Origin of the sequence: Chryseobacterium sp. MDT2-18, assembly GCF_030815285.1 — a bacterium.
GTDB lineage: Bacteria > Bacteroidota > Bacteroidia > Flavobacteriales > Weeksellaceae > Kaistella > Kaistella salivictor.
Genome location: NZ_JAUSWQ010000004.1, coordinates 84747 through 103708, shown reverse-complemented (window position 1 = coordinate 103708; position 18962 = coordinate 84747). Strand labels below are relative to the sequence as shown.

Below are 18962 nucleotides of genomic sequence, written 5' to 3'. Positions count from 1 at the left end.
GTATTTTTATTTTAAGTCATCATAGGGTACCTGTAAAATTTCAATTCCGTGATTTTTTAGGAATTCAATTCCATCATTATCCTTATAATGATCCACATAGACCAGTTTTTTTATCCCTGCCTGCAAAATGAGTTTGCTGCATTCTTTACAGGGCGATAAGGTAAGGTAGAGTGTGGCGTCTTTTGCAGACTGGGTAGAGCGGGCCAATTTCAGTATGGCATTCGCTTCGGCATGCAAAACAAACCAGTGGGTTTCGCCGGCGTCATTTTCACAGCAGTTTTCAAAGCCGGAAGGAGTTCCGTTATAACCGTCTGAAATAATCATGCGGTCTTTTACGATGAGCGCTCCCACCTGCTTGCGTTTGCAGTAGGAGAGTTTGGCCCATTCACTTGCCATTTTTAAATAAGCAATGTCAAATTTGGTTACTATCAAAAATTTATTGTTTTTAAGATTCAGGGGAATTATTTTTTTAAAAAGATGGTTTTCTTTTTTCTAAAAAAGCAGCAACTCCTTCTTTTTTATCCTCCATTTCAAAGAGTTCACCAAACGATTTTATTTCGGTCTCGAAACCGTGGCCACTGTCATACTGATTGACGGCGGCAATTGCTTTGGAAATTCCCATAGGTGAATTCTGAGCGATGGTATTTGCAAGTTCTTTGGTCTTTGGTAAAAGTTCTTCTAAACTAAAAACTTCGTTAACCAAACCGATTTCTTTTGCCCGTTGTGCGGGAATCATCTTTGCGGAGAAAATCAATTCATTGGCCAGGCCTTTTCCGACTAATTTTGGCAACCGCTGTGTTCCACCATAACCCGGGATTAATCCTAAAGTAACTTCCGGCAATCCCAATCTTGCGTTTTCTGAAGCATACCGAATGTGGCAGGCCATGGCTAATTCTAAACCGCCACCCAAGGCGAAACCATTTACGGCAGCAATAACAGGTTTGTTGAGGTTTTCAATTTTATTAAAAAGAATGTTTTGTCCGTTTCTGGCTAAGTCTTCAGCAGCGGCAGTTCCGAAATCGGAAAATTCTTTGATATCTGCTCCTGCAACGAAAGATTTTTCACCGCTGCCGGTGATGATCACTGCTCTGTATTGCGGATCTGCAGAAACTTCGTCTAAAGCCTGACTCAATTCCAAAATGGTTTTTGCATTGAGGGCATTTAAACTTTGCGGACGGTTAATGGTAATCACCGCTGTTTTTTGATCCGTTTCTAAAATTATATTTTCGTACGACATTGTAATACCTTGTTAAGTGTTTTAGTACTGTGCAAATTAATGAATTTTTCCCACTTTGACGGGCTGAGGGCAATACTGGTTTTTTTAAAACAATTTCTTTGGAAATGATGTTCTATTTTGTAGAATGACTCATCATGTTCGAATCGATATTGACCTGTAAGGCCATGGCGATTTTCATTCCCAGTTCGATGTTTGCCCGGAAGAAATGGCACAACTGACGATTGATAATCTCGTCTCTTTTCGGTCCGGTAATTCCTTTCATCGACGCTACAATGTTTGAGACCAAATTTTGGCGGTCGGTTTCATTCATTGCTTTGGTGTATAATAATCCTGGCTGGGTGTAATGATCATCATCATTTTCATTCCGGTTAAAGTTCGCAACATGATTGCTGTCCAGATCTTCTTCGAAATTTTTGTACGCAGACTGCGGTTTGATTTCATCAAAGCTGTTGGGATAGTAGTTGGGAGCGTCTTTATATTGGCTGGAATCTGCCATCGCGCCGTCTCTTTGGTAATTATTCACTGTAAACGGGCAGCGGTTTACTTCAAGCAAATGGGAGTTTGCGCCCACTCTGTATCGGTGTGCATCTGGGTAAGAAAAAAGCCGGCCCTGCAGCATTTTGTCAGGGGAAAAACTGATTCCGTTAACTAAATTGCTCGGTGAAAAGGTAGCCTGTTCTACATGCGCAAAATAATTGACTGGAATTTCATTCAGTTCCATTTCGCCCACTTCAATTAAAGGGAATTCGTCGTGGAACCATACTTTAGTGACATCAAAAGGATTCCAGCGGAATTCTTTCGCTTGCTCACCGGTCATTACCTGAATATATAAGGTCCATTTTGGGAAGTTGCCTTCTTCAATGGCGGTCATTAAATCTTCCTGTGCAAAATCCGGATTTTCTCCCTTCATTTTCACGGCATCGTCATGACTGAAATTTTTTATTTCCTGTTTTGTTTTAAAGTGGAACTTCACCCAAACTCTTTCATTCGAAGCATTAATCATTGAAAAAGTGTGAGACCCAAAACCATGCATGTGCCGGTAGCCATACGGGGTTCCCCGATCCGACATTAATATGAGAACCTGATGCAGAGATTCAGGATTAAAACTCCAGAAATCCCACATCATCGTTGCGCTTTTAAGATTTGTTTTTGGAAGGCGTTTTTGAGTATGAATAAAATCCGGGAATTTTTTAGCGTCTTTAATGAAAAACACTGGCGTATTGTTTCCGACCAAATCCCAATTTCCGTCTTCGGTATAAAATTTTACGGCAAAACCTCTCGGGTCTCTTTCTGTATCTGCACTTCCTTTTTCTCCTCCTACGGTAGAAAATCTTGTGAAGATCCGGCAGGAATTTCCCACTTTAGAAAAGAGTTGGGCTTTGGTAAACTGTGAAATATCATGGGTTACGGTGAATTTCCCGTACGCGCCAGTACCTTTTGCGTGTACGACTCTCTCGGGAATCCTCTCCCGAACGAAATGAGCCAAATTTTCCTGTAAGATGAAGTCCTGTAATAAAACCGGTCCTTTTGGGCCTGCTGTCTGAGAATCTTCGTGGTCATAATAAGCAATTCCGGACGAGTTGGTTAGTTTGCGATCGCTCATATTGTTGATTTTAATAAACCTCAAATTTATTTAAAAATAATTACAATTTGGCAAAATCTAAGTATATTTGACCTTGACTAAATTAACCTCATGAATATTCAGCAACTGGAATACCTTATCGCAGTAGATAAATATAAGCACTTTGGCAATGCCGCTCAGGCCTGTTTCATTACCCAACCAACATTGAGTGCAATGATTCAGAAGTTTGAGGACGAAATGGATGTTAAAATTTTTGACCGCACCACCCATCCCATCAGAACAACGGATGTAGGAATACAAATTATTTTAGAGGCAAAAAAAGTGGTGGACGCAATTAATGAATTAAGAAGTAAAGCGAATCTGCTCAATAATGTTTTGGCGGGCAAACTTAATTTGGGCGTGCTTCCTACGATTTCTGGATTTATTTTACCCACGGAAATTTTTGACTTTCTAAAAACCCATCCTAAAATCGAACTCAATCTTAAGGAGATGACCACCGAGAATATCATCAAAGCATTGAAAACCGGTGAGCTCGATGCAGGAATTATTTCTACGCCTTACGCCGCTGCCAATGAATTTTATCACGATTTTTTATTTAATGAAGAACTCATGATTTATGCGGCAGATGACAGTACGGTAGAAAAGAAGGACAGCTTCGTGGTTCCGGAAGATATCGATGTGCAGAAAGTGTGGCTTCTGGAAGAAGGAAACTGTCTGAGAACCCAGTTTGAAAACATTTGTGAATTAAAGGAAAATACGGTAAAGCCGAAGAATCTTGAGTTCGTTGCTTCCAATATTAATACCTTGGTTCAGCTGGTCGATAAATTAGGTGGCATCAGTATTCTGCCGGAACTCGCTGTAGAACAGTTAACCGATCAGCAGAAAAAGAAAGTCAAAAGATTCAGGGCTCCTTTTCCTTACCGCGAGATTTCGGTAATCTATTATAAACCAACATACAAGCAGAAAATTTTAGACGAACTGATTGAGTTTATTGCGGGCTCGTTGAACAGCAAACTTAATTACAATAAAAGCCCGAATGAATTTGTCGGAATAAAACCGCAATAATTTTTAACTTCAAAATAAATTTTGTGCTTTAATAAATAGTGGCTAAATTTGCACCAATAATTTACCGGAGGAAAAATTTGTACTGATTGCAACCTCATTAAAAAATGCTAAAACCGATTTTCTCTTTTAGTTTCTCTTGCAATCACCTTATTTTCTTCTATTTTTTTAATTAAAAAAACAATAGAAATATGTCTTATTTATTTACCTCTGAGTCGGTATCCGAAGGGCACCCAGATAAAGTGGCTGATCAAATATCAGATGCCTTAATCGATAACTTCCTCGCCAATGACCCCCAATCCAAAGTGGCTTGTGAAACACTGGTCACCACAGGGCAGGTCGTTTTGGCAGGTGAAGTAAAGTCGACTGCTTATCTTGATGTACAGGATATTGCCAGAAGAGTAATTAACGGAATTGGCTATACAAAAGGAGAATACATGTTCGCGGGGGATTCCTGTGGAGTTATTTCCTGTATTCACGAGCAGTCTTCCAATATTAATCAGGGAGTAGATCGCGCTCAGGAAAGTGATGATTTCGATACCAAAGCCAATTTACAGGGAGCCGGAGATCAGGGAATGATGTTTGGTTACGCGACCAACGAAACCGATAACTATATGCCGCTGGCCCTTGATCTGGCTCACACCATCCTTAAAGAATTAGCTGTTTTAAGAAGAGAAAACGATGCTGTAAAGTATCTTCGGCCTGATGCCAAGTCACAGGTAACCATCGAATATTCGGATGACCATAAACCGGTTAGGATAGACTCTATCGTGGTTTCCACCCAGCACGATGATTTTGGAAGCGACGAAGCGATGTCGGCAAAAATCGAGAAAGACATGATCGAAATTTTGATTCCGAAAGTGAAAGCAAAACAAAAGAAAGAAATTCAGGATTTATTCAACGATAAGATCAAATACCACATTAATCCGACCGGAAAATTTGTAATCGGTGGTCCACACGGTGATACAGGTTTGACGGGACGAAAAATCATCGTAGATACTTATGGTGGAAAAGGCGCGCACGGTGGTGGTGCTTTCTCCGGAAAAGACCCGTCAAAAGTAGATAGAAGTGCGGCTTACGCTGTGCGTCATATTGCGAAAAACTTAGTTGCAGCAGGAGTTGCAGATGAGATTTTGGTACAGGTTTCCTACGCGATTGGTGTTGCTGAACCCTGTGGTCTGTACGTTAATACTTACGGAACTTCAAAACTAGGTTTGCATGATGGCGACATTTCAGAAAGAATTCAGAAAATATTTGATTTAAGACCTTATGCAATTGAGCAGAATCTAAAATTGAGAAATCCGATTTATCAGGAAACCGCTTCTTATGGCCACATGGGAAGAGAACCTTATGTTGCTGATAAAACCTTTAGAAAAGCAACCGGCGAAGAATTCACCATTAAAGATTTAGAATTCTTTACTTGGGAGAAACTCGACAAAGTTGATGAAATAAAAAAAGAATTTAATCTTTAAAAAATATAAGAACTGCTTTTACAGAAATGTTAAAGCAGTTTTTTTTAACTTTATCCCCAATAAATATTCAATGATGGCAAAGAGATCTGTTTTTTCAATACTGTTATTTTTTATGTTTTTCGGAATTTCGAAAGCCCAATTCACTGTTCACAAAATGGTTCACGTGGGATATGTTTATCAAAATCAAAGTTTTGCAGAGCTGGGCGGAAGATTGCTTTTTCTGAAAAATGACGATATGATTTACCGCTTAGGAGTTGCCGGAATGATTGGCAGCGTCAATGGCCAATTTGCTGTCGTGCCCAAAATTCAGGGTGATATCTTGCTCAATTTTGCAAGGAATGTAGATTTATACCATTCCATTTATTTTTTGGCAGGAGCCGAAGCAACTACGAAATATGTCGCACCAAAAGCGGGAGTCACTTTATTTGCGTTGATTGACTTCACCGGAGGGTACGCTTTCCCGATTGATCAGGCGGGGATTAATGGAAAAGAACTGAAAGGACTTAATTTTAATTTTACGATAAATCTCCCATTAGTCATGCTTCATGATTTATTAAAATGATTTTTTTGTATTTTTTTATTAATTAGTTAACAGAGTATTAACTTTTTTACTATTTTAGCCATTCACAATAAAGTACATTTTATAGATCATAAACCTCTATTAGTTTTTTAATATCTGAATTTTAAAAGCCTGAATATAATGGGCTGTAAATTCCTGAATAAATACAGAATAGAGTTATGGATAATCATACAGACAGTTGGCTGATCTCGAATTTCAAAAACGGCAACGAAAAAGCGCTCGCCGTACTTATTGAAAGACACCAAAAAGAAATTTTCACCTTCATTTTTTATAAAATAATGGACGAGACCCTGGCAAATGATGTTTTCCAGGATACGTTCATGAAAATTATTGTTACGCTGAAAGAAGGCAAATATAACGAAGAAGGCAAATTTGTCTTATGGGCAAAACGAATCGCACACAATCTGGTTATCGATCATTTCCGGCTGAAAGCCAAGCATAACAAAGTCTCGGAAACAAGTTATGATAATGAAGAGTTTTCTATTTTTGATCTCATCGCCGGGAAGGAAGAAAACATTGAAGACCAATTGATCAGCAGGCAAATTCAGGAAGATTTGATGAGGATGCTTGATTATCTGCCGGAAAATCAGCAGGAAGTGGTACGGCTGCGGTTTTTCGACGGGCTGTCTTTTAAAGAGATTGCAGATCAGACTGGTGCCAGCATCAATACCACATTGGGTAGGGTTCGTTACGCCCTCATCAACTTGAGAAAAATTATGGATGAACATCAAATTGTCTTAACCAGATAATAATATTCAAATTTTTTCGTTTTTAAGTTAAACTTTTCGCGTATGAAAAAAATTGACACTTTAAACGAAAAACGATTGATACCCAAGAAACAGACCATTGATTTTTTGCTCCGCTATTCTCAGAGCATTCAGGTAATAAAATTGAAATCAAAAAACCTTATTGTTTCTAAAAACTGATCTTATTTTCTTAAATTTGTGCCGTATGAAAATTCAGCACATTTTTTTTGACCTTGACAATACCCTTTGGGATCACCGCGGAAACGCCTTTTTAACTTTAAAGGAAATTTTTAAAAGACAACAGATCCGTGATAAATATAATTTAGAGTTCGATGATTTTCATCGGGAATATTTCACCATCAATGAGCGGCTTTGGGAACAGATCCGCGACGGAGAAATCGATAAAGATTATTTGAGAAAACACCGTTTCTATGATTCTTTCCTCTTTTTTGGGATTGATGATTTCGAGTTGGCTCAAACCTTTGAGAATAATTTCTTAGATGAAATCATTAATTATAATGATCTGGTCGAAGGAGCTTTCGAAATTTTGGAATACCTTTATGATAAAGGCTATAAACTGCATATTCTGTCCAATGGTTTTAAAGAAGTTACGCATAAAAAATGTGAACTTTCGGGAATTCAGAATTATTTTCAGACCATAACAAGTGCAGATGAAATCAACATCAGAAAACCTCAGCCTGAGATTTACGATTACGCTTTGAAAAAAGCCGGTGCTTCGGCTGAGGAATCCATCATGATTGGTGACGACTGGATTGCCGATGTAGAAGGCGGGAAATCGTTTGGCTTGGAGGTTATTTATTTCGACGTCTTCGATGATAAATTTGAAGCAGATGACGTGAAAGTTATCAGGAAATTAATGGAGTTAAAAGAACTTTTATAAAAAGAAAAACCTTTCCAAAATCGGAAAGGTTTTTTCTTGGTCTGAACTGAATTAAACGCCAACGCTTTTTCGGACCCGAGCTAATGTTTCCAGTGCAATTACTTTCGTTTTTGCTGCTCCTTCCTGTAATTTTTCCTCGAGCTCCGGCAAGTTGTTCATATAGTAAGTGAACAATTCTCTTTCCTTTGCAAATCGCGTTAAAATCAAATTCAGCAATTCTGTTTTGGCGTGGCCGTACCCGAAATTTCCGGCTAAATATTTTTGTCTTAACGTTTCAGTTTGTTCAGGGGTTGCAATCAATTCGTACAAGGCAAAAACTTTGTCTGTTGCAGGATCTTTCGGATCTTCAAGAGATTTTGAATCGGTTTCAATTCCCATTACCTGTTTTTTCAGCTCCTTTTCCGGCAGGAAAATATTGATAATATTGCCTCTCGATTTCGACATTTTCTGGCCGTCGGTTCCCGGAACATATTTCGTGTCTTCCTGTAATTTTGCCTGAGGTAAAACGAATACTTCGCCCATTTGATGGTTAAATCTCGCGCCCATATCTCGCGCCATTTCCAGGTGCTGCAGCTGATCTTTTCCGACCGGAACAATTTCGGCATCGTACAGCAGAATATCTGCGGCCATTAAAACAGGATAGGTAAATAACCCGGCATTCACATCATCCAGACGGTCGGCTTTGTCTTTAAAAGAATGCGCCAGCGTTAATCTCTGGTAAGGAAAAAAACAGGATAAATACCAGGTCAGTTCACAGGTTTCCGGGATATCACTTTGTCTGTAAAAAAAAGTTTTGTCGGTATCTAAACCACAGGCAAGCCATGCTGCTGCGATTTCGTAGGTATTTTGTTTCAGTTCCGCTGCATTTTTGATCTGTGTTAAAGAGTGCAGATTGGCGATAAACAAAAAAGATTCGTTTTCCGGCTTTTTAGATAATTCGATGGCGGGAATAATCGCTCCTAAAAGATTTCCCAAATGCGGTGTTCCTGTTGCCTGTATTCCTGTAAGTATTCTGGACATGTATGTTGATCTAATTTAGGAGCAAAAATACAAAACAAAACCTCTTTTGGCAAACGTAGATTTTTGCAGTTTATAGGGCTTGCTTTGATTGGGTAAGTTCCTCAGTTGTATGATTTCCGAAGAACATAATGAAAATTCCCAAAACATTGAGTATCAGGAATTATGTGACTGTATTTTTAGTGCCTGTCATTTAATCATTTTAAAAGTCCAACCCATTTGGCAGCGCTTTTTTTCTGAAAATCAATAATAATACAGCGCCTACTGTAATGGCAGAATCTGCAACATTAAAAATATATTTAAAGAATTCAATATGTTTCCCGCCAATCAAGGGAAAAGTTGGTGGAACATGCCAATCTACCAATGGGAAATGAAGCATATCAACGACACAGCCTTTCATAAAGGTAGAATAACCCTGGCCGAAAGGAACGGTTTTCGAAATCCCGCCATATTCAATCCATCGTCCGATACTTTCGTCATAAAGGGTTCCGCTGTCGAAGATCATTCCGTAGAACATCCCGTCGATTAAATTGCCGATCGCGCCGGCGAAAATCATCGCCATCGGGATTAATAAATAATTGCTCGCGCCTTCTTTCAGCCATTTGCTGAACAGGTAAACCATCCCGCCAATTAAAAATACGCGGACGATGACCAGAAAATATTTTCCGATCAATCCGCCGAAATGAAAGCCATAAGCCATCCCCGGATTTTCTACAAAAGTCAGTTTAAAACCTGGAAATACAGGAACGCTTTCTCCAAGATTGAAATGCGTTTTAATATAAAATTTTGAAACCTGATCGATCAAAAGAATGATAAAAGTAATTAATGCTATTTTCTTCATTACAAGTCATTCTTTGGTTTACCTTTGAAAGTTCTGGCAGGTTTCGCGGATTTATCTGACGGTGTTTTTGGTTCAAATTTCGGAGCAGCGTTGTGATTTCTGGTGTGAAATTTTTCATATTTAATGCCCATATCTTTCATCACGCTTTTCAGTGCATTGAGTTCCATTTGATTTTTTGGGTGAACTATAAGTGATTCCATTTTTATTTTATTTTTTTTGAAAGTTCGTCGAGTCTTTTTCTGTCTTCCGATGACAGATCATTCAATCCGTTTTTTCCTATTTTGCTTAGGATTTTATCAATTTCCTTTTCACGGTCTTTTTTATCAGCATTATACTGATCATCGATGGTGTAGTTTTTCTTCGGATTTGGGCTGATTTTTTCTTTAATCTCTTTTCGGAAGAAATAGATTAAAATCACGGCCACGGCAAGTAAGATGAGTAGGGTATTCATGAATGTAAAAGATAAATGCACAAAGTATTCTGTATAGGGAAATACAGCGTACTTTGTACATTATTCATGGTACACGGTCAAATTTATCGCTGCATATTTTTTGCCTCGATGCTCAAAGTAGCATGTGGAACTGCCATCAGCCTTTCTTTGGGAATTAATTTCCCTGTAACTCTACAAATTCCGTAGGTTTTGTTTTCAATACGAATCAACGCGTTTTTCAAATCACGCACGAATTTTTCCTGTCTTCCGGCCAGGATCGAGTTTTGCTCTTTGCTCAGCGTTTCAGCACCTTCTTCAAAAGCCTTGAAGGTTGGCGAGGTATCATCAGTTCCATTATTTTGGTCATTGATGAAACTTTCTCTGATCAGCATTAAATCTTTTTCTGCTTTATCTATTTTTGCCTGAATAATCACTTTGAATTCCTGTAAGTCAGCATCGCTGTACTTTTGTCTGTCTTCTGCCATAGTTGTATTTTTTTAAATAAACCCGTTTCAACGGGTCATCGTGTTTTGTTATTTTTTTTGAACATCTACCTTAAATTTGAGCTCATCAATCTCGATCTCCTCAAAATTTGAGAGTGAATTTACAATTTCTATTCTATCTGACAATACTTCTGCTGAAATATATGCCTCATTATTGATAATTTCTTTTTCGAAAGGATTATTTTCTTCCAGACGTATTGTAATTCTGTCCGTTAAGTCGAATTCTTTATCTTTTCTTAAATTCTGAACTCTGTTGATGAATTCGCGGGCGATTCCTTCAGCTTTTAATTCATCGGTCAAGGTCAAATCCAGTGCCACGGTTAGTTTTCCTTCACTTGTTACCGTCCAGCCCGGGATGTCTTTGGTGAAAATTTCCACGTCGTCTAATGAAATTTCATAACCGTGAATATCCATTTTTCCTTTTTTTTCCAAAGTTGAAATTTGGTCGGCTGTAAAACTGGTGATCTCTCCTGCAACGGTTTTCATGTCTTTTCCAAGCCTCGCACCTAAAGTCTTGAAGTTGGGTTTAATCTGTTTTACAATTAAATCGGCAGCTTCATCCGCATTAATTAATTGAAGTTCTTTCACGTTTACTTCCTGCTTTACCAAGTCGGAAACAGCTAAAATCTGCGTTTCTGTTTTTTGATCCAAAACCGGAATCATCACTTTCTGAAGCGGCTGTCTTACTTTGATGTTTTCTTTCTTTCTTAATGAAAATACCATCGAAGTAATTTGTTGTGCCAGGTGCGTTTTCTCCACCAAATCCTGATCAATTAAACTTTCATCCGCTTTCGGGAAATCGGTTAAGTGAATCGATTCTGCATTATTCTTTCCAGTGATTTTATTTAAATCCTGATACAATTGATCCATAAAAAACGGGGCAATCGGAGCTGCAATTTTAGCAACTGTTTCTAAACAAATATACAGCGTTTGATACGCGGAAATTTTATCTTCAGAATAATCGCCTTTCCAGAATCTTCTGCGGCAAAGTCTTACGTACCAGTTGCTTAAGTTGTCATTAACAAAATTATTAATGGCTCTTGCGACTTTCGTTGGTTCGTAATCTTCATAGAAAGCAGTGACTTCTTTGACTAATAAATTCAATTCAGATAAAATCCAGCGGTCGATTTCCGGGCGGTTTTCTACGTCTTTTTCAGCATAAGTAAATCCGTCAACATTCGCATAAAGAGCGAAGAATGAATACGTATTATATAAAGTTCCGAAGAATTTTCTTCTGACTTCATCAATTCCTTCTAAATCGAATTTAAGATTTTCCCAAGGATTTGCATTTGCAATCATATACCAACGCGTGGCATCGGGACCGTATTTTTCTAAAGTGGTGAATGGATCAACAGCATTGCCTAAACGTTTCGACATTTTCTGGCCGTTTTTGTCCAGAACCAAACCGTTTGACATTACGTTTTTGTACGCTACAGAATCAAAAACTGCTGTTGCAATCGCATGCAAAGTGTAAAACCAACCTCTGGTCTGGTCAACTCCTTCAGCGATAAAATCTGCCGGGAAAGCTTTTCTTTCGTCAATCATTTCCTTATTTTCAAAAGGATAATGCAGTTGCGCGTAAGGCATTGAACCTGAATCAAACCAAACATCAATTAAATCAGATTCACGATTCATCGGTTTTCCTGAAGCTGAAACCAGAATGATTTCATCCACAATATTTTTATGCAAATCGATATTCGCGTAATTTTCCTTCGACATATTTCCAACCTCGAAATTGGCAAACGGATTTTGGGTCATGAATCCGGCATCCATCGATTTCTGGATTTCTGCCATCAATTCTTCTACAGATCCGATGATGATTTCTTCCTTTAAATCTTCGGTTCTCCAGATTGGCAAAGGAATTCCCCAATATCTTGAACGGGAAAGATTCCAATCGTTTACATTGACCAGCCAATTGGCAAATCTACCTTCACCGGTTGATTTAGGTTTCCAGTTGATGGTTTCGTTCAATGCAACCAAACGGTCTTTCACCGCGGTCATTTTTACAAACCAGGAATCCAGAGGGTAATATAAAACCGGTTTGTCAGTTCTCCAGCAGTGTGGATAACTGTGAACGTATTTTTCTACTTTAAAGGCTTTGTTTTCGGTTTTTAAAAGAATCGCCAGCTCTACATCCCAGGATTTTTCGGGAGCAGTGCCGTCATCGTAATATTCATTTTTAATGAATTTTCCTGCAAATAATTCCGGAGTATTTCCTCCTTTTACAAAACGGCCCTGCAAATCTACCAAAGGAACGAGATTGTCGTTGGCATCCTTGATTAACATTGGCGGAATCCCGTTTTCTTTGGCAACGCGCGCATCATCTGCACCGAAAGTGGGCGCGATATGTACGATTCCTGTACCATCTTCAGTGGTTACGAAATCGCCAATGATCACACGGAAAGCTTTGTCAGCATCTTCCGCCGGTAAAAACCATGGAATCAACTGTTCATATTCTGTTCCGGCTAATTTTTCACCGGTGAATTCCTTCAAAACCTGATAAGGAATGGTTTTGTTTTCTGGACTGTAATTATTAAAATCTTCGTCGGTTCCTTCAAAATATTTTTTACCGAAATTCTTTTGCACAAGTACGCTTGCTAAAATAATGTGAATCGGTTCAAAAGTATATTGGTTAAAGGTTTTCACCAAAACATATTCGATGTCGCGACCAACTGCCAAAGCGGTGTTTGAAGGTAAAGTCCAGGGAGTGGTTGTCCAGGCAAGAATTGAAATATCTTCTTTAATATCTTCAAACAAAGAAGAATTCTTCACTTTGAACTGTGCCACAACAGTCGTGTCTGAAACATCGCGGTACGTTCCCGGCTGATTTAATTCGTGTGAAGACAAACCTGTTCCTGCTGCCGGAGAATACGGCTGGATGGTGTATCCTTTGTACATTAATTTTTTATCGTAAAGTTGCTTCAGAAGCCACCAAACGGTTTCCATGTATTTCGGTTCGTAGGTGATATAGGGATCATTTAAATCTACCCAATAACCGATTTTTTCTGTAAGGTCATTCCACACATCGGTGTAGCGCATTACTGCATTTCTACAGGCCTGGTTATAATCTTCAACAGAAATTTTCTTGCCAATATCTTCTTTCGTAATTCCCAGTTCTTTTTCTACGCCAAGTTCAATAGGCAAACCGTGCGTATCCCAACCCGCTTTCCGGAAAACCTGTTTCCCGTTTTGGGTTTGGTAGCGGCAGAAAATATCTTTCAGCGCTCTCGCCATCACGTGGTGAATTCCCGGCATTCCGTTAGCCGAAGGGGGACCTTCGTAAAATACATACTCTGGCTTGCCATCGCGGATTTCGACAGATTTTTTAAAAGTCTGGTTCTCTTGCCAAAATTGGGAAATATTCTCGGCAATGGTGGTTAAATCTAGATTTTTATATTCGGTAAACTTCTTCATTTTCAAACAGTTCAATAAGAATTATTCTAATTAATTAAGGTTGCGAATATAATGATTTTCTCGGAATTATGAGGTACAGAATGTGCTAAAGATTATGGAATGGGAATTTCTAAAACCACCATGGTTCCTGTGGGTTGATCATTTTTGTGCAAATCGTAGTATTTGATTTTATATGATTCAGGTCCGAAATAGTTTTTCAGCATTTCATCGGCTATTTTAGTTCCTAATGATTTACTCGAATTGTTACGGCGGCTTCGGTTTTTTGCCGCTTCTTTTCTGCCAACTCCGTTATCACTGATTCGGATTTCGAGTTGTTGGTTTTTGCGCAAAACATTTATAGTGATTTTTTTATGGTCCAGCGTGGCAACACCATGTAAAATCGCGTTTTCAATGAACGTCTGCAAAACCATTGGCGGAAGTTTTATTTTTTCCGAATTTATTTGTTCATCAATGACGATATTGAAGTCAATTTTTTTGGTAAATCTTAAATTTTCAATATCTACATACACTTTAATCGTGTGCAACTCCTGATCTAAAGTAAACTCTTTCACGGTGGAAGAAACCAAAATCGTCCGGATGATTTGCGAAAACTTGGTGAGGTAATTCACTGCATTTTCGGTGTCATGCTCTAAAATGTAATATTTTATTGAATTAAGAGCATTGAAAATAAAGTGAGGGTTCATCTGATTTTGCAGAATAGAAAGTTTCAGGGCAGAAATTTCCTGCTGGTATTTGATGCGGTCATTTTCTGCTAAAAGTCTCTTCTGATGCTGCAGATTTATTTTATCCTTCAGCTCTTCATTTTTCTTCATTTCCGAAATCAGGTTTCTGTTATAAGCAACTTTCTCGTGATAGTTCATTCTTTGCCTGTGTCCCAAGGCAAATGAAAAAGCAATATTTTCAACAACCAACCCGGCAAAATAAATGAAGTCACCCATTCTTACCGTTAAATTTAAAAAAGGGAATTCCCGAACCGAACGTTCTCCCAAAATAGAGCAGATGAATAGCATAATTCCACCAAAAATAATATAATATTTAAGTTTATTTTTAACCTTGGTGAGAATATAAAAGGAAATTATTGTGTGAAAGGCTATTAAATAAGGAAATATTCCTTTAAAAGAATCAAAATAAAAATCTGAAATGCCAGACTTCAGGATAAGAAAAGTAACCGTCGCGATCGTTATTAAAATAAAAACAGGATAAACAATGATGTTATGCCATTTTTTACTCCGCTTTTTCACCCTCAAAAACTGAACGAAAAACAAAAAATAAAGACAGTTGAAAATGATGGTGAAAAACTGTTTCGACCGGAAATCAAGATTGAAATATTTGGAAAGGTCAAACAGAAAGCCACCTTCGGCAACCGGAATATAAGCTAAAAATGAAAAAAAAGTGTAGAAACTGTAAAGAAGATAAGATTTATCCCGGTTTTGAAAAAAAAGCACCAAATGATAAATAGATAGTAAAAGCAATCCGCCGAGAACAGCATATAATATGCTGCCATAAGTATCTCGCTCAATAATAGTGTTGAATACTTGTGACATATTTGTTTACCAAGGTTGCTGCAAAAGTATGTATTTTAAATTTCTGGTTATCAATTGGATTAAGAATTTTTAAGTTTTTTTTACGTCATTTTTTGACTGCGGATTAAATCTTTCAAGAATGAAATAAGACAGAAAGCCGAGAATCACAGCACAGCCTACCGATAAAATAAAGCTCCCTATAATATATTGTGTTAAATTGTTTTTGATAAATTCAAAATCGAAACTTTGATTTTCTAAACTGGTTGTGTTGCTCACAAAAGGAGCGCCTACCATCATCGACAGAAATATGATTAACGGAATCAAAGGAGGAAAGGTAACCTGTGCGGACATAAAAGTCAAAAGCTTGTTCAGTTTAAAATACACAGATAAAGTAACTGCCAGAAAAGAATGCAGACCCCAAAATGGCGAAAGCCCAATAAAAACGCCCAAGGCAATAGATTTTGCTTTGGTTTCATTGCTGCCGGTGCTTTCTAAAACATTCTCCTTTAAGAATCTTTTGAGTCCTTTTTTGCGGAAATAGCGGTAGAAAACCTTTTGACTTTGAATGGTATTGTGAATGAATTTTTTCAAAATCAGTTTCTGTTTACCGCAAATGTAAGGGTTTTGTTTCTTTTTTATTTCTAAAGTAAAAGCGGTGAAATAAAAGTGAAAAACGCAGTATTAAAAAAAAACTTCTACTTTTGCAAAAATTTCGAGGATGTCAAAAAATTTAGTGATTGTAGAATCACCGGCAAAAGCCAAAACGATTCAAAAATATTTAGGGAAAGATTTCGAGGTGAAATCAAGTTTCGGTCATATCCGGGATTTGCCTAAAAAAGGAATGGGAATCGACCTGGAAACTTTTACACCCGATTATGAAGTTTCTGCAGATAAAAAGAAACTGGTAACCGAACTGAAAGCCGCAGTGAAAAAAGCAGACATTGTTTGGTTGGCTTCCGATGAAGACCGCGAAGGAGAAGCTATCGCCTGGCATCTGGCGCAGGAATTAAAATTGAAGGACGATAATACCAGAAGAATTGTCTTTCATGAGATTACAAAAAATGCCATTTTAAAAGCGATTGAAAACCCCAGAGCAATCGATCAGAATTTGGTCAATGCACAGCAGGCCAGAAGAATTCTCGACAGAATTGTAGGTTTTGAAATGTCGCCGGTTCTTTGGAAAAAAGTAAAAACCGGACTTTCTGCAGGACGTGTTCAATCCGTGGCCGTGCGTTTGGTGGTAGAAAGAGAATTGGAGATCAGAGGTTTCCAGCCGAAATCTACTTTTAAACTCGAAGGTATTTTTCTTAATAACGCTAAACAGGAAATCACCGCAAAACTCAAGAAAGATTTTGTACAGGAAAAAGAAGCAGAAGATTTTTTAAATCAATGTAAAAATACCGATTTTAAAGTTTTAAATGTGGAGACAAAACCGGGAACCCGCACCGCCTCTGCACCTTTTACAACGTCAACTTTACAGCAGGAAGCGAGTAACAGACTGGGTTATGGTGTAACTGCCACGATGAGAGTTGCTCAAAGATTGTACGAAGAAGGATATATTACTTATATGAGAACCGATTCCGTGAATCTTTCTCAGGAAGCGATTAACGGAGCAAAAGCGCAGATTCTTTCAGAGTATGGCGAAGAATATTCTAATCCAAGAAACTACACCACCAAATCAGCCACGGCGCAGGAAGCTCACGAAGCAATCCGTCCGACCGATTTTTCAGTGAAAACGATAGGTGATGTGCAATTGAATAAATTATACCAGTTAATCTATAAAAGAACTTTAGCGTCTCAAATGGCGAATGCCAAAATCGAGAAAACAGTTATTGAAATCGGGAATGCAAAACTTCCGCAGCATTTTGAAGCGCAGGGAGAAGTGATTATCTTCGATGGTTTCCTTAAAGCTTATGGTATTGTAAAAGCCGAGGATGACGATGAAGAAAACAACGAAAAATTATTGCCGAAAGTTTCTGTTGGTGAAGCTTTAGAGTATAAAAAAATAGAAGCGACCGAGAAATTCTCCCGTCCTTCAGCAAGATATACCGAGGCCGGTTTGGTTAAGAAATTAGAAGAACTCGGGATCGGAAGACCGTCAACGTATGCGCCGACTATTCAGACGATTCAGAATCGCGAATACGTTGATAAGAGAGAAATTATTCCACAGGAGCGCGAAATCATGAAGATGACTTTGGGGAAAACCAATCTTAAAAAAGAAGTGTTGACCGAAAAGTTTGGTGGAGATAAAAATAAATTTGTCCCAACCGATATTGGTGAAGTTGTGAATGAATTCCTGACCCAGAATTTTGCAGAAATCCTTGATTATGGATTTACGGCAAAAGTAGAGCAGGATTTTGACCATATCGCAAATGGCGAAGAAAAGTGGAAAGATGTTTTGCAGGGTTTTTACAAAGATTTTCACCCGAGAATTGCTGATGTAGAAGAAAATGCGGATCGTGCAAACGGTGAAAGGATTTTGGGAGTAGATCCAAAATCCGGAAAAAACGTTTTAACCAGAATTGGAAGATTTGGACCGATGGTGCAGATTGGCGAACAGGATGATGAGGAAAAACCAATTTTCGCAAGTTTGATGGCGACCCAGAATATCGCAACCATTACTTTAGAAGAAGCTTTGGAATTATTCAAAATCCCTTTTGACCTAAATGATTTCGAAGGTCAAACGGTAACGATTGGCGTCGGAAGATTTGGACCTTACGTGAAATGGGGCGATGCTTTCATCAGTATTCCTAAAGGCGAAGACGCGCTTTCTGTCACTCAGGAAAGAGCAGAGGAAATCATCAATGAAAAGAAACTCGCCGATGCACCGATTGCGACTTATAAAGGAGAACCGGTCACCAAAGGGACAGGCAGGTTCGGGCCTTTTATTAAATTTCAATCAATGTTCATCAATGTTCCCAAGCGCTATGATTTTGAAAATCTTTCGCAAAGTGATATTAATGAATTGATTGAAGCCAAGTTGGAAAAAGAAGCGAACCGCTATATTCAGCAGTGGGAAGCAGAAAAAATTTCTATAGAAAATGCGAGATGGGGTCCTATTGTAAAACTTGGAAAAAACATTTTTAAAATTCCTAAAAATAAAAAAGACGAAAAATTTACTGCCGAAGAACTGGCCGAAGTTTCTTTGGAAGAAGTGAAAAGCTGGATTACCGCTCAGGATAAAAATGCTTTTAAAGAGAAACCTAAAAAAGCGGCTGCGAAGAAACCTGCTGCTAAAAAAGCGGTTGCTAAAAAAACTCCTGTAAAAAAAGCAGCACCGAAAAAGAAATAAACAGTATTTTTTTTAAAATTAGAATCTTCAAATGCTTGTCATTTGAAGATTTTTTTTTGTTTTAAAAAAAATTTTGAGCGTTCCCCTTATTTTTTGGGACTTAAAAATGAATTTCAATTCCAAAATTAGCGTCAAAATTCCCTATTTTGATGATAATTAATTTAAACACAGGTCTTTAAATGTGGTTTCGAGTTTGGTTTCTGAAAGTTTTTGTTCTCTGAAAAAGCACGTTTGTACTAAACTGAGCGATGGAATGTGAAAAACTGAGCACATTTAATAAAATTTAAACAGCGTTTCTTTTTTAAAAAAGAGGGCATTTGTATCGAAATCTTATTAAATTTGGCTCGTCACAAATACGAAAA

General features: G+C 38.1%; 17 protein-coding genes. 6 read left to right on the top strand and 11 right to left on the bottom strand.

All coding sequences use genetic code 11. The annotated features are described in order from the left end of the window. Positions 1-6 precede the first annotated feature (6 nt). From QF004_RS05720 to QF004_RS05710, 3 genes are all read right to left on the bottom strand, one after another. On the bottom strand, positions 7-432 hold the full coding sequence (locus tag QF004_RS05720) for a dCMP deaminase family protein (RefSeq protein WP_133439055.1): 426 nt from the start codon (positions 430-432) through the stop codon (positions 7-9). Between the two features lie 37 nt (positions 433-469). After that, positions 470-1237, bottom strand: coding sequence for an enoyl-CoA hydratase/isomerase family protein (locus QF004_RS05715; RefSeq protein WP_307423821.1), 768 nt, complete (start codon positions 1235-1237; stop codon positions 470-472). Positions 1238-1349: 112 nt separating this feature from the next. Next, on the bottom strand, positions 1350-2840 hold the full coding sequence (locus QF004_RS05710; protein WP_307423819.1) for a catalase: 1491 nt from the start codon (positions 2838-2840) through the stop codon (positions 1350-1352). A 90-nt stretch (positions 2841-2930) separates the two neighbouring features. Here QF004_RS05710 and QF004_RS05705 point away from each other — a divergent pair, with 90 nt between their 5' ends. The 5 genes from QF004_RS05705 to QF004_RS05685 all read left to right on the top strand — a co-directional run bounded on the left by QF004_RS05705 (position 2931) and on the right by QF004_RS05685 (position 7580). Next, positions 2931-3884 (top strand): hydrogen peroxide-inducible genes activator, encoded by a 954-nt coding sequence (locus tag QF004_RS05705; RefSeq protein WP_307423818.1) that lies wholly within the window; start codon positions 2931-2933, stop codon positions 3882-3884. A 188-nt stretch (positions 3885-4072) separates the two neighbouring features. Continuing rightward, a complete protein-coding gene (metK, locus tag QF004_RS05700) occupies positions 4073-5353 on the top strand; it encodes a methionine adenosyltransferase (protein WP_133439049.1) in 1281 nt (426 codons plus the stop codon). A gap of 70 nt (positions 5354-5423) precedes the next feature. Further along, positions 5424-5915, top strand: a complete 492-nt coding sequence (locus QF004_RS05695; RefSeq protein ID WP_307423813.1) for a hypothetical protein — start codon at positions 5424-5426, stop codon at positions 5913-5915. A gap of 176 nt (positions 5916-6091) precedes the next feature. Further along, on the top strand, positions 6092-6682 hold the full coding sequence (locus QF004_RS05690; RefSeq protein WP_307423810.1) for an RNA polymerase sigma factor: 591 nt from the start codon (positions 6092-6094) through the stop codon (positions 6680-6682). 202 nt (positions 6683-6884) lie between these two features. After that, positions 6885-7580 carry a YjjG family noncanonical pyrimidine nucleotidase gene (locus tag QF004_RS05685; protein WP_307423807.1) on the top strand — a complete coding sequence of 232 codons (696 nt, stop codon included), beginning with the start codon at positions 6885-6887 and terminating at the stop codon, positions 7578-7580. Between the two features lie 51 nt (positions 7581-7631). Here the strand turns inward: QF004_RS05685 and trpS are convergent, their stop codons facing one another. The 8 genes from trpS to QF004_RS05645 form a co-directional block, all read right to left on the bottom strand. Then, positions 7632-8600: a tryptophan--tRNA ligase gene (gene trpS, locus QF004_RS05680; protein ID WP_307423805.1), complete on the bottom strand. Its 969-nt coding sequence runs from the start codon at positions 8598-8600 to the stop codon at positions 7632-7634. A 199-nt stretch (positions 8601-8799) separates the two neighbouring features. Next, on the bottom strand, positions 8800-9438 hold the full coding sequence (locus tag QF004_RS05675; protein ID WP_133439043.1) for a lipoprotein signal peptidase: 639 nt from the start codon (positions 9436-9438) through the stop codon (positions 8800-8802). Continuing rightward, on the bottom strand, positions 9438-9638 hold the full coding sequence (locus tag QF004_RS05670) for a DUF2683 family protein (protein WP_133439041.1): 201 nt from the start codon (positions 9636-9638) through the stop codon (positions 9438-9440). Before QF004_RS05670 ends, QF004_RS05675 begins: the two co-directional genes overlap by 1 nt. A 2-nt stretch (positions 9639-9640) precedes the next feature. Further along, entirely contained in the window at positions 9641-9889 is a 249-nt protein-coding gene (locus QF004_RS05665) for a DUF6576 domain-containing protein (protein WP_133439040.1), read from the bottom strand. An 83-nt stretch (positions 9890-9972) separates the two neighbouring features. Next, the gene (locus QF004_RS05660) at positions 9973-10353 is read right to left on the bottom strand and encodes a TraR/DksA C4-type zinc finger protein (RefSeq protein WP_133439039.1); all 381 of its coding nucleotides are present in this window, start codon (positions 10351-10353) and stop codon (positions 9973-9975) included. 48 nt (positions 10354-10401) lie between these two features. Then, positions 10402-13785 carry an isoleucine--tRNA ligase gene (ileS, locus tag QF004_RS05655; RefSeq protein WP_307423797.1) on the bottom strand — a complete coding sequence of 1128 codons (3384 nt, stop codon included), beginning with the start codon at positions 13783-13785 and terminating at the stop codon, positions 10402-10404. A 92-nt stretch (positions 13786-13877) separates the two neighbouring features. Further along, complete coding sequence (locus tag QF004_RS05650; protein ID WP_307423794.1) at positions 13878-15329, bottom strand: sensor histidine kinase; 1452 nt, start codon at positions 15327-15329, stop codon at positions 13878-13880. Positions 15330-15398: 69 nt separating this feature from the next. Then, positions 15399-15899: a DUF2062 domain-containing protein gene (locus QF004_RS05645; protein ID WP_307423791.1), complete on the bottom strand. Its 501-nt coding sequence runs from the start codon at positions 15897-15899 to the stop codon at positions 15399-15401. Positions 15900-16026: 127 nt separating this feature from the next. Here QF004_RS05645 and topA point away from each other — a divergent pair, with 127 nt between their 5' ends. Continuing rightward, positions 16027-18600, top strand: coding sequence for a type I DNA topoisomerase (gene topA, locus QF004_RS05640; protein ID WP_307423789.1), 2574 nt, complete (start codon positions 16027-16029; stop codon positions 18598-18600). Positions 18601-18962 lie beyond the last annotated feature (362 nt).